We start from the raw sequence: 12,145 nt of genomic DNA, 5'->3' as shown, positions 1-12,145 counted from the left end.
AAACTTGTCGTTCTTATATGGTTCTGCCTTTGGCGACGCGGACGGGTCATTGGCAGATTTTTTGAAGTCGATGGGGAATGGTGGTGCGAAGGGCGACGAAAAGGCGGGCTGTTGGTGGCAGCGAGGGGAAGGTCAGCTTGGCTTTTCCATTCGGGAAATCAGGCGATCACGTGCATTGCGCCCATGATCGCGCGCCAGTTTTTCGGCAAGAGGACCATCGCCGACACAGATTGCATCGGCGATGGCCTGATGTTCCGTCCAGATCGGATCACGGGGGTACCCGATCTGCAGGTAGGCATGCATCACGCGTCTGATCTGAAGCCAGACTGCGGCTGATGCTTCGGGCAACAGGGGGTTACCCGACAAACGGTAGATCGTTTGATGGAATGCGACGTCGGCTGCAACAAGGTTTGCGGTGTCGCCGCTGCCCAGAGCGTGGTGTCCCTGTATAATGGCAGCCCGCAAAGCCGATTCCCGATCCGGTGCCTTGGTTTCAGCAGCGAGACGAGCTGCAAGCCCGTCAAATGCTTCTCTCAGGTCATAAACGTGACGGACAAGGTCGCTGTCGACAGGCGCAACGCGATATCCGCGCCGTCCCATCGGTTCAACCAGCCCGTCACGACGCAGCAACCCCAGAGCTTGCAACACTGGTTGCCGCGAGACATTGAGTTCCTCGGCAATAGCTTCCTGACGCAAAGGTGTCCCGGGAGGGAGAGCACCGGAACACAAGGCATCAACCAGGCGGTCATGCACTTCGTCAGTCAGACTTTTTCGGCCGGAAAGAGGTTCCATCTTCGATCCTCGTTAGGTGTACGGAATACTGTATACACTAATTTCGGGGATGAAAAGACTGAATTTGGGATGTGCGTGATGTCGGTTGTTGATGCGGAAATGCGCAATGTGTGCGCTTAGGCGCAGGTCTTTTTGCGGGCCTTGTTCGCCGCTGCGCTATCCCAATTATCTATTGCGGCAGGCTGGGATGAGCCGCATCATGAAGACGGATAATGATAAAAAGGAGACTGCGTCATGACCCGTTTCATTGCGGCCTGCGTGCAGGTCAATTCACGCGATGTGATGTCTGATAACCTTGCGCGCGCAGCAACCTATGCCCGCGATGCCCATGCTGCCGGGGCCAGATTGATCGCCTTTCCTGAAAACGTGTCGATGATGTCGTTTGGCGGCGAAAATGTCCGTGCCGCTGCCTTTCCCGAGAATGAGCATCCCGGTCTGGTTTTCTTTTGCGACCTGGCCGAAGAACTGAGATCGACGCTGATTGTCGGATCGCTGCATGTCAAAGTGCCGGATGAAGATCGCGTTGCGAACCGGTGTTTCGTGATTGGTCCGGATGGCAAGGTCATCACGTCCTATGACAAGATCCACATGTTTGACGTCGATCTGGCCAATGGAGAAAGTTACCGCGAAAGCAAAACGTTCCGTCCCGGCAATGCGACCCGACTGGCTGACACCGATTTTGGCAAGGTAGGGATATCGATCTGCTATGACGTGCGGTTCCCACATCTGTTTCGCGATTACGCCAAGGCAGGGGCAAAGATCCTCAGCATCCCGGCGGCCTTTACCCGCACCACCGGGCAGGCGCACTGGCATACCCTTTTGAAGGCGCGTGCGATTGAAAACGGATGCTTTGTGATTGCAGCCGCCCAGTGCGGTGATCATCCGGGCGACCGCCAGACATTTGGTCATTCCCTGATCATTGATCCGTGGGGGCAGGTCTTGGCCGATGGTGGCACCGATCCGGGTTTCATCACCGCCGAGATTGATCTGACGCGCGTTGATGAAATTCGCCGGATGGTGCCATCGCTTGGCAATGATCGGGAATATGAACCCTGCTAATCGATCTTTGACCGAAGTGGTCAGGCGTAACTGACCACTTCGAATTCGATGTTGTTTTCATCACGGAAATAGAACCGGCGACCGGGTTCGTAATCGGCATGGTTGAAGGTTTCGATGCCGTCGGCCTTGATCTTTGCCTCGGTCGCATCAAGGTCATCGACGACAATCCCGATATGGTTCAGCCCACCAATGGTGGCATAGGAGTTATCTTGGCCGTCCTTTGGCGTGCCATGGGCATAGATCGCGACATAGCTTGTGTCATTGCCAACATGATAGGACAGCCCGCCATGGATGGCCTCCCCGTGCCAGCGGGTGTGCCAGCCAAACCAGTTATGCAGGTTCCGGGCGGTTTTCGCCGGATCGGCGACCGTAAAATTCACGTGTTCGAGAAATGCAGCAGTCATGGCTTATCCTTGTTTTGGTATGTCTGTTTTCCGATTTCCCTTCTTGGTAATTCCTCAACTATAGTTGAGGTCAAGGGGTAATTCTCTTTGTTTGATATAGGAAGCACAGACCGGTTTTTCATAGGTTCACGCGATCTCACGAAACAGTGTCGCAACGTCATTTCGCTTTGAAGCCCTTCCCGGGCAAACTCGGTTCATCAGGGATTTTCAAACGGAGGAACAGGGATGATGTTCAAAAAGTTTTTGATCGGTACGGCATTTGTTTTTGGCCTGTCGGGTGCCGCCCTTGCCGGCGAGCAATATGTCGATGAAACCGGCTTTGCGATCAGCGGTTATGACGCGGTGGCCTATTTCAACTTGCCGCAAAAGGATGTCGGTATGATGCAGCCCCATGCCGTTCCGGGCCGGGCAGACATCACCGCCGAATATAATGGTGCGACCTGGGCATTTGCGTCCGAGGAAAACCGCGACATGTTTCTGGCCGATCCGGCGAAATACGCCCCGGCCTTTGATGGGCATTGTGCATACGGGGTTGTAAAGGGCGGCAAAGTGCCGGCCAATCCGAACCTGTGGCGGATTGTCGACGGGAAACTTTATCTGAATATCACGCCGGCCGTAGTTGGTTTCTGGAACGAGGATATTTCAGGCAATATCAGTGTCGCCAAAGGCAACTGGACCGATCTTGAAAGCAAGTCCGCGTCGGACAAAAGCTGGATGGCAATTTCAGATAATGACGGCACCTATGATATGGCAGCCCCGATCAAGTAATATGGGTGACGCGCAGACAAACAAAAACGCACCGGCAAACTGGCCGGTGCGTTTTGCATTAGAGGACAGTGAAGCAGGCGGTTAGCCCGCGATTTCACCGCCGTCATTTTTGGTCACAGCCACAACCGACGGACGCGGCGGCATTGCTGCCTGGAAGTCCGGCCAGCGGGTGCTTGGCGCGTCATAGGACGAACCGTCTGCCGGGTGCTGAACAGCAAGGAACAGCGTCTTTCCATCCGGGGTGAATTCCGGACCACACATTTCCGCACCAACCGGGCACGCAAAGAAGAATTTGGTCAGCGCACGGCCCGGACCATCGACATCGGTGGCGTGCATGCCATCAGGAATGTCGGACTTCGGTGCGCCGTCGGTGGAAATCCACAGGCGACCACGATGGTCGATTGCCATGTTGTCCGGGCAGGAAACCCAAGATTCTGCTGCCGGATGGTAAACCGCCTTGTCATCGGCAACCGCCGGGTTGCCAGCAGCAATCATGATGTCCCAGGTAAAGCGCGAAGCGGTGTGATCGGCATCCTTGCCGCGGCCACCCGGAGGGGTAAGTTCCAGCACGTGACCATGCGGGTTGGCCGCACGCGGGTTTGCTGCGTTGCCTTCCTTGCGCTTGGAGTTGTTGGTCAGCATGACATAGACCTTGCCGTTGACCGGGTTCGGTTCGACGTCTTCCGGGCGGTCCATCTGGGTTGCGCCCAGAAGGTCGGCCGCACGGCGTGCTTCGATCAGAACATCAGCCTGGCTGTGGAAGTCGTTTTCAGCGGTCAGCGGGCCTTCACCGAAGATCAGCGGCATCCAGTCAAGGCTGCCATCTTCGTGGAACTGGGCGACAAACAGGGTGCCGTTTTCCAGAAGGTCCATGTTCGCGGCGCGATCATTCGGATTGTATTTGTTTGCCGCAATGAATTTGTAGAGATAGTCAAAACGCTGATCATCACCGGAATAGGCAACAACGGAGTTGTCCTTGTTGATGATGACCGTAGCACCTTCGTGCTTGAAGCGGCCAAGGGCGGTGCGCTTTTTCGGCATCGAGGTCGGATCGTACGGATCGATTTCAACCATCCAGCCAAATTTGTTCGGCTCGTTCGGGTCTTTTTCAACATTGAAGCGGTCGAAATATTTAACCCACGAGTACCAGCTGTCCTGGCTGATGCCCAGACGCTTGTAGTTGCGTTCTTCGCTGGTTTTGGCGATATCGCCGCCAAAGTAACCGTTGAAGTTTTCTTCGGCGATCAGAACCGTACCCCACGGGGTTTTGCCACCCGCACAGTTGTTCAGCGTCCCGATAACACGGGTGCCGGTCGGATCGGTATTGGTTTTAAGGCGGTCATGACCAGCAGCCGGACCGGTAATCTGCATTTCGGTGTCGATCGGGGAGATGCGGCGCGCATAATCGGACCCGTCAACAACCTGCCATTTGCCACCGGTTTTCTTGACTTCGATGACCGAATGACCGTGGGCCGCGATTTCATGGAGTGCCTGTTCTTCGGATGCATCCATCGCGTCCTTGAGGCCCGACCACATCAGTTCGGCATTGGTGTATTCGTGGCTGACGCACAGCAGACCATGGTCGGAATTCTGCGAACCAACCGGAAGCGGCATATAGCCGACATAGTCGCAGTTATAACCGAACTGCTTGTTCTGCGCGTTGGCATCGACCTGACCCGGAACGAATGCCGGTGCATCGGCAACAACCTTGTCGCCCCAACGGATCAGCACACTTGCGTCGTAACCGTCAGCAACAGCATGGGTTTCGGTGATTTTCTGCGGGATGGATTTGAAGGTCAGGGTGGATGGCGACTGCGCCTTGGCAACGCCTCTGGTCGCAATGCCTGCGCCCACAACAGCCGACGTCGCCATCAGGCCTTTGAAAAAGCCGCGGCGGGAAAAGCGTGCATTGATCAGATCGTCGATGCACGGATTGTTGGTCGGGTTGGACGGGATATCGTCGCTATCTTCGATGATTTCGTATTTATCGTTCATGGCTTTTCTCTCTTAACGCCTATGCCTGAAACAGCAGCAGGGAAGATGCCAGAAACGACACATTTTAATTGTGAAAGTTGTGTTTCTTTTTGCAAAAACAGTATGTTACGGATTTGTTTCAATCATCCATGCCGTTCAGCTGATCCGCCTTATTCAGGCTTCTGCGCCACAATAGATTGTTTTATCGCTGTAATTTCATCACCCGGTTTCGCTCTGATCGGGCCTTGTTGCTGGGCGATGATCGTCCAGTCGGCAAATGTGTCTGCCAGTTCATCGGTGCGCAGCAGGAAATCCGGTGATCGCGGACGGCCATATGCTTCGTTCCCGACCATAAAGGTTTCATAAATCAGGGTGCCGCCCGGTCGGACGGCGTTGCGCAGATATTCAAACAGCGGCCGATGCAAGTAATTGGCAACAACGATCAGATCGAACTGTTGATCGTCCAACGGCCAGTGACCGGTTTCAAGATCCGCTTCGATCCAAGTGATCGCCTGGTTCGTATCGGTATCGGTCTGCGAAAGATCGCGATCAATTGCCGTCACCTGCCAACCCTGATCCGCCAGCCAGAAGCTGTGCCGTCCCTTGCCGCACGCAAGATCAAGCGCGCGATTGCGGGTAGGGTGTGGTGCGGGACAGTTCTGTGTGACCCAGCTTGATGGCAATTGGGATGACATTTTTGTAAATCTTGGTTATTGAGTGTGGCGCCCGCAGGCTGGCGATCCCCGCCAATGCGCGCCATATGATCTGTATCTGATAGTGTTATCGTTTTGCTACTGGTTTGGCTTATACACGTACCATCATGATTCTATTTCAGCTTAAATGCGAACATGATCACGAATTCGAAGGTTGGTTCAAGGACGGCGCAACATATGACGCGCAGGCCGCCAGCGGGGATTTGTCCTGCCCGGTGTGTGGAACATCAAATGTTGGCAAGGCCCTGATGGCGCCGCGTTTGCGCACGTCACGGCAAAAAGAAGTCGCCGCGGAAAAACAACAGCAAAAGGCAATCGCCGAAGCGACCCAGGCCGCAATTGCCGAAATTCGCAAACAGGTCGAAAGCAATTGCGAAAATGTCGGCAACAAGTTTGCCGACGAAGCCCGCAAAATCCATTATGGCGAAACCGAAAAGCGCGGCATCTATGGTCAGGCTTCGCTCAAGGAAACCGCCGAACTGGTCGATGAAGGCATCGATGTCATGGCGTTGCCGTGGGATGACGGAACCAAAAAGAACTGACGTGATCCAAGAAGATCAGTCAGGCTTTCGGGCAATCACCATATAATTCACATCAAGATCACGCGGGGCAGGCGACCATGTGTCGTTGAACGGGTTGTAAGCCACCCCGGTGATATCTTGAAGGTCCAGACCCGCACCACGCAGATAGCCCGACATTTCCGATGGTTTGACAAACTTGCGCCAGTCATGGGTGCCCGCAGGCAGCCAGCGCAAAACATATTCCGCGCCGATTTTGGCCAGTGCCAGTGATTTGATCGTGCGGTTCAGTGTGGCGACAAACATCAAGCCACCCGGTTTGAGCACCGATGCACAGGCCTGCATGAAGAATTGCGGGTCATCGACGTGTTCGATGACTTCCATGTTCAAAACGATATCAAACTGCTTGCCCTCATCGGCCAGCATTTCCGGTGTTGCGCAGCGATAGTCGATTTCAAGGCCGGATTGTGCGGCATGGATTTTGGCGACTTCGATATTGCTTTCTGAGGCGTCAATCGAGGTCATTTTTGCCCCCATGCGCGCAAGCGGCTCGGACAGAAGGCCAGCACCACAGCCGATATCGATGATTTCGATGTCTTTAAGCGGCTCTATCGTTTCCGGATCGCGGCCAAGATGCGCACAGATATTGTCGCGCAGGATTTGCAGGCGTACCGGATTGAACTTGTGCAGCGGCTTCATCACACCATTTGGATCCCACCATTTTTCCGACATCGCAGAAAAACGTGCGATTTCATCGGCATTGGCGGTGCGGCTGGTGGGGGCGGATGCGTCCGACATGGTGTGGCTCCGAAGGCGTAAAACAACGTTGCTGTATGACGCCCTGTTTACGCGTGCGCGCACGGCAAGGCAATACTCACCTGTCAAATGACGGTGCGATGACGGGGATCTGGCAGAAATTCAAAGCAAGGCAGCCATGTTCAGGTGATGCATATCATCAGGGTTACTGGGTAATTTTCGCATGATATGCGACGCAATTTGCCGCATTCGGACGGTTTGGGACATTATCAGGTCAAAAAAATTGCTCTCACGCAATTTATCGGCATCCTTGACGCTTGTTTCGCAGGGATTATGGCAGTATTGATTACGCCGCTTGGATCAGGGGAAGCGCCGCAAATTCGGCATGCTTACCTGGGCCGGGACCGGATCACATGCCGTCACGTTCGGACAGCCGATGGACGGCGAGCATAGCGGGGATACTTCATGGCCCGTATTGTCATGAAATTTGGCGGCACTTCGGTCGCCGATGTCGAGAAAATCAAGAATGTCGCGCGCCGGGTGAAATCCGAGGTCGATGCCGGCAATCAGGTTGCTGTTGTCGTGTCCGCCATGTCGGGCAAGACCAACGAACTGGTTGGCTGGGCGCAGGAAGTTTCGCCGATGTATGATGCACGTGAATATGACGTGATCGTATCGTCGGGCGAACAGGTGACTGTCGGTTTGCTGGCGATGGCGCTGCAAAGCATGGATGTGCCTGCACGTTCCTGGCTTGGCTGGCAGATCCCGATCAAGACCGACGGCGCACATGCCAAGGCCCGCATCAAGGAAATCGACACCACCGAGCTTGATAAGCGCATGAATGGCGGCGAAGTCGTTTGCGTGGCCGGTTTCCAGGGGATCGCACCCGACAACCGTATCACCACACTTGGGCGTGGCGGTTCGGATACGTCGGCGGTCGCCCTTGCCGCGGCACTTAACGCAGATCGTTGCGACATCTATACCGATGTCGATGGTGTTTACACCACCGATCCGCGCATTGTGCCCAAGGCGCGCAAGATCGAAAAGATTACCTACGAAGAAATGCTGGAACTCGCATCTCTTGGTGCAAAGGTTCTGCAAACCCGTTCTGTCGAGATGGCAATGAACCATCGCGTCCGGGTGCAGGTCCGTTCTACCTTTAGTGATGCAGAAGGAACACTTGTTGTAGACGAGGACGAGATCGTGGAACAGGAAGTCGTCAGCGGAATTGCCTATAGCCGTGATGAAGCCAAGATCACCTTGGTGAAAGTTGCGGACAAGCCGGGTATTGCCGCTTCAATCTTCAGCCCGCTGGCTGATGCCAATATCAATGTCGACATGATCGTGCAGAACGTCTCAGAAGACGGCAAAAGCACGGACATGACCTTTACCGTTCCGCGTGGTGAATTCCAGCGTGCGCTTCAGGTGATCGAAAAGAACAAAGACAAGATCGCCTATCAGGAACTGCTTAGCACCTCTGATGTGACCAAGGTGTCGATCATTGGTGTGGGTATGCGTTCCCACGTCGGTGTTGCGCGCAAGATGTTTGAAACCCTTGCGGAAAAAGGCATCAACATTCAGGTCATCTCGACCTCGGAAATCAAGGTCAGTGTTCTGATCGCCGAGGAATATACCGAACTTGCCGTTCGTGCGTTGCACACGGCATACGGTCTGGATGCCGAGTAAGTTCAACAGTTTGGCGATTAAGCCGCTGTTAAATTACCTGTAATAATACATACTAGCTGGAGCAGTGTGTTTCAGCCTTTGTAATGAAATGGCAGGAGACCACTGGTCTCCTGCGTTTCTGCTTTGGGGTACAGAGAATATGAGTGATCCGAAAATTGACGCCGCACGGGCGCGCCTGGAAAACCTGTGGGCGTCGGGCAAGGAATTCCTTGGCACCGACTACGCCATTATGGCCGGCGCCATGTCCTGGGTTTCAGAGCGTCACCTTGTTTCGGCGGTCTCCAATGCGGGTGGTTTTGGTGTGATTGCCTGCGGGTCGATGACCCCGGATCTGTTGTCGGCTGAAATCGCCGCCACCAAGGAAATGACCAGCAAGCCGTTTGGCGTCAACCTGATCACCATGCACCCGCAGCTCAATGAACTGATCGAAGTGTGCCGTGAACACAGCGTTGGTCACGTGGTTCTGGCTGGCGGCCTGCCGTCATCAAACTCGATCAAGCAGGCCAAGGAATTTGCCAAGGTTATCTGCTTTGCCCCGGCACTGGTTCTGGCCAAGAAGCTGATCCGCTCGGGTGCTGATGCGCTGGTGATCGAGGGCAGCGAAGCTGGTGGCCATGTTGGTCCGGTATCGCTGACGGTTCTGGCACAGGAAATCCTGCCGGAAGTTTCCGACATTCCTGTTTTCTGCGCCGGGGGGATTGGTCGCGGTGAAGCGATTACCGGTTTGCTTGAACAGGGCGCATCGGGTGTTCAGATCGGCACGCGGCTTGTTTGTGCCGAGGAATGCATTGCGCATCCTGACTTCAAAAAGGCCTTTATCCGCGCAAGTGCGCGCGATGCGGTGACCACCGTGCAGCTTGATGATCGTTTCCCGGTTATTCCGGTACGCGCGCTTGCCAACAAGGGCACCGAAGAATTCCGCAATACCCAGCGTGCCGTGATTGAAAAGTTCCGCGCAGGCGAACTTGACCAAGGCGCTGCACAGCTTGAAATTGAACATTTCTGGGCCGGTGCCCTGCGCCGTGCGGTGATCGATGGTGACGTCGAAAGCGGATCGGTTATGGCAGGACAGTCGGTTGGTATGGTAAAGAAAGAACAACCGGTTTCCGAAATCCTCGAAGAGTTGGTCGAACAGGCCGTTCAATCCCTGGTTAAGAGAGACAGCTAAGTCAAATGAGCATTCCGTCCGCCGCAGTCACAGGTCCGCGACGCCTTCTAAAGCGTGTGCGCGACGTCATGGCTGGACCGGGGACTGCTGAAGAACGCCTCGGACAGATCGTGACCATCATCGCTGCTGATATGGTGGCAGAGGTGTGCTCGGTCTATGTGATGCGTGCGGGCGAAGTGCTGGAACTGTTTGCGACCTGTGGTCTGTCCAAGGAAGCGGTTCACTTGACCCGCCTTCGCGTGGGCGAGGGGATTGTTGGTTTTGTCGCCGCCCATGCGCGTCCGCTTAACCTCAAGGACGCGCAAGGCCATCCGAACTTTGCCTATCGTCCGGAAACCGGCGAGGAAATCTATCATTCGATGATCGGTGTGCCGATCCTGCGCGGGGGCCGTATTATCGGCGTCCTTGCCGTGCAGAACCGGACCGAACGCCTGTATTCCGAGGACGAACAGGAAGCGCTTGAAAACGTCGCCATGGTGCTGGCCGAAATGGTCGCCGGTGGCGAACTTGTCAGCCGCGAGGAACTGATCCCGGCCGACGGTATCGCGTTGTTGCCGCTGCGTCTGGGCGGGGCGCGTCTGGCACCGGGGATCGGCAAGGGCATTGCCGTCTTGCACGAGCCGCGCATCGTCATTGACCGCATGGTTTCTGATGACCCGGAAGAAGAACTGACCCGCCTGCGCGAAGCCATGCACGGCCTTCAGAACCATCTTGATAAGATGCTGGAAGCTGTTTCAGGCATCAACGGCATGGATGAAGGCGATGATCCGGGCGACATCCTTGAAGCCTATCGGATGATTGCCCAGGATACCGGCTGGCTAAACCGCATTACCGAGGCTGTGCATACCGGCCTGACGGCCGAGGCCGCGGTTCAGAAGGTGCATGACGATACCCGTGCGCGCATGGCGCAGGTGACCGACCCCTATTTGCGCGAACGGTTGCACGATCTTGAAGATCTGGCCAACCGATTGCTGCAACATCTTTCGGGGCAGTACCAATCCCCGGCCTTTGGCGATTTGCCCGATGATATCATTCTGGTGGCGCGCAATATCGGCCCGGCAGAACTTCTTGATTACGATCACACGCGTCTGCGCGGTCTTGCCCTTGAAGAAGGGTCGCATACCTCGCACGTCGCAATCGTTGCACGCGCCCTTGATATCCCGGTTCTGGGCGGGGTCAAAGGTGTGCTTGATAAGGTCGAGGCCGGTGATCCGCTGATTGTCGATTCAGATAACAGCCAGCTTTTCGTTCGACCAAGCGAAGACGTCCGTGCGGTGATTGATGGCGCGTTGCGCGCCCGGGCAGAGCGAAAAGCGCTTTACGCCCAGATGCGCGACCTGCCGGCCGAAACGACCGACGGGGCGGAGATTTCACTTAATGTGAATGCCGGGCTTTTGATTGATGTTCCGCACGTGATTGAAAGCGGGGCGGACGGAATTGGCCTGTATCGGACGGAAATTCCGTTCATGGTCCGATCCGCCATGCCTGACATTACCGATCAGACCCGTCTTTATGATCGTATTTTCGAACAGGCCGAAGGCCGACCGGTGGTTTTCAGGACTCTTGATGTGGGCGGTGACAAATTGCTGCCCTATTGGGAGGATATGACAGAAGAGAATCCGGCGATGGGCTGGCGATCGATCCGGATTACACTGGATCGTCCGGCGGTGCTTGTGCATCAGTTGCGTGCACTGATCCGGGCCGGGCATGACCGCGATCTTTATGTCATGTTCCCGATGATCGCCGAAGTTGCTGAATTTGATCAGGCAAAGGCGGTTCTTGACGAGCAGCTCAAACGTGAAGCCGTACGCGGATTTATCCCGCGCAAGGTCGAAGTCGGAGCCATGCTTGAAGTCCCCGCCCTGATCTGGCAGGCTCCGGCCTTGCTGCAACGGGTTGATTTCCTCTCGGTTGGGACGAATGATCTGTTGCAGTTCATGTTTGCTGCTGACCGCGGCAATCCGAGGATCGAGGGCCGGTATGACACGCTGTCGCCAAGTGTGTTCGCGTTCATGCGCCAGTTGGTGACATTGTGCGATCAAAAGGACGTTCGCCTGACCATCTGTGGTGAAATGGCAGGACGTCCGCTTGAGGCGATGGCCCTTATCGGTTTGGGAATTAAACGCTTGTCGATGGCGCCTGCCTCTGTTGGTCCGGTCAAGGAAATGGTCAGAAGCATGTGTAAGTCTGAAGTCGAGAGTTATATTCTGACGATAATGGATAATCCGACCAGATCATTGCGTTCGCGTCTTAAGGCTTTCGCAATAGATCACGGTGTAAAACTTTAAAAACAATCGCTTTTGGTGG

Annotated in this window: 11 protein-coding genes; 6 read left to right on the top strand and 5 right to left on the bottom strand. The window is 55.2% G+C overall.

Annotation, left to right across the window (positions count from 1 at the left end):
* Window positions 1-132 precede the first annotated feature (132 nt).
* Window positions 133-792, bottom strand: coding sequence for a GntR family transcriptional regulator (locus TH2_RS17145; RefSeq protein WP_008891707.1), 660 nt, complete (start codon window positions 790-792; stop codon window positions 133-135).
* A 234-nt stretch (window positions 793-1,026) separates the two neighbouring features.
* Between TH2_RS17145 and TH2_RS17140 the strand changes: the two genes are divergently transcribed.
* Entirely contained in the window at window positions 1,027-1,851 is an 825-nt protein-coding gene (locus TH2_RS17140; protein ID WP_008891706.1) for a carbon-nitrogen hydrolase family protein, read from the top strand.
* Between the two features lie 20 nt (window positions 1,852-1,871).
* Here TH2_RS17140 and TH2_RS17135 read toward each other — a convergent pair whose 3' ends face one another.
* Window positions 1,872-2,255 carry a VOC family protein gene (locus tag TH2_RS17135; RefSeq protein ID WP_008891705.1) on the bottom strand — a complete coding sequence of 128 codons (384 nt, stop codon included), beginning with the start codon at window positions 2,253-2,255 and terminating at the stop codon, window positions 1,872-1,874.
* A gap of 225 nt (window positions 2,256-2,480) precedes the next feature.
* On the opposite strand from TH2_RS17135, the gene TH2_RS17130 reads away from it, so the two are divergent.
* Window positions 2,481-3,023 carry a YHS domain-containing (seleno)protein gene (locus TH2_RS17130; protein ID WP_008891704.1) on the top strand — a complete coding sequence of 181 codons (543 nt, stop codon included), beginning with the start codon at window positions 2,481-2,483 and terminating at the stop codon, window positions 3,021-3,023.
* Window positions 3,024-3,104: 81 nt separating this feature from the next.
* Here TH2_RS17130 and TH2_RS17125 read toward each other — a convergent pair whose 3' ends face one another.
* Both TH2_RS17125 and TH2_RS17120 read right to left on the bottom strand, forming a co-directional pair.
* Entirely contained in the window at window positions 3,105-5,018 is a 1,914-nt protein-coding gene (locus TH2_RS17125) for a PhoX family protein (protein WP_008891703.1), read from the bottom strand.
* 149 nt (window positions 5,019-5,167) lie between these two features.
* Window positions 5,168-5,692 carry a class I SAM-dependent methyltransferase gene (locus TH2_RS17120; RefSeq protein WP_008891702.1) on the bottom strand — a complete coding sequence of 175 codons (525 nt, stop codon included), beginning with the start codon at window positions 5,690-5,692 and terminating at the stop codon, window positions 5,168-5,170.
* 125 nt (window positions 5,693-5,817) lie between these two features.
* On the opposite strand from TH2_RS17120, the gene TH2_RS17115 reads away from it, so the two are divergent.
* Complete coding sequence (locus TH2_RS17115; protein ID WP_008891701.1) at window positions 5,818-6,252, top strand: DUF1178 family protein; 435 nt, start codon at window positions 5,818-5,820, stop codon at window positions 6,250-6,252.
* Between the two features lie 15 nt (window positions 6,253-6,267).
* Here TH2_RS17115 and ubiG read toward each other — a convergent pair whose 3' ends face one another.
* Window positions 6,268-7,026 carry a bifunctional 2-polyprenyl-6-hydroxyphenol methylase/3-demethylubiquinol 3-O-methyltransferase UbiG gene (gene ubiG, locus TH2_RS17110; RefSeq protein ID WP_008891700.1) on the bottom strand — a complete coding sequence of 253 codons (759 nt, stop codon included), beginning with the start codon at window positions 7,024-7,026 and terminating at the stop codon, window positions 6,268-6,270.
* 423 nt (window positions 7,027-7,449) lie between these two features.
* Here ubiG and TH2_RS17105 point away from each other — a divergent pair, with 423 nt between their 5' ends.
* From TH2_RS17105 to ptsP, 3 genes are all read left to right on the top strand, one after another.
* Window positions 7,450-8,670, top strand: a complete 1,221-nt coding sequence (locus tag TH2_RS17105) for an aspartate kinase (RefSeq protein ID WP_008891699.1) — start codon at window positions 7,450-7,452, stop codon at window positions 8,668-8,670.
* A 139-nt stretch (window positions 8,671-8,809) separates the two neighbouring features.
* Window positions 8,810-9,838 carry an NAD(P)H-dependent flavin oxidoreductase gene (locus TH2_RS17100; protein WP_008891698.1) on the top strand — a complete coding sequence of 343 codons (1,029 nt, stop codon included), beginning with the start codon at window positions 8,810-8,812 and terminating at the stop codon, window positions 9,836-9,838.
* A gap of 5 nt (window positions 9,839-9,843) precedes the next feature.
* A complete protein-coding gene (gene ptsP, locus TH2_RS17095; protein WP_008891697.1) occupies window positions 9,844-12,126 on the top strand; it encodes a phosphoenolpyruvate--protein phosphotransferase in 2,283 nt (760 codons plus the stop codon).
* Window positions 12,127-12,145 lie beyond the last annotated feature (19 nt).

It is taken from the genome of Thalassospira profundimaris WP0211 (assembly GCF_000300275.1).
In the GTDB taxonomy this organism is placed as follows: domain Bacteria; phylum Pseudomonadota; class Alphaproteobacteria; order Rhodospirillales; family Thalassospiraceae; genus Thalassospira; species Thalassospira profundimaris.
This window is presented reverse-complemented; position numbering and strand designations above follow the sequence as displayed.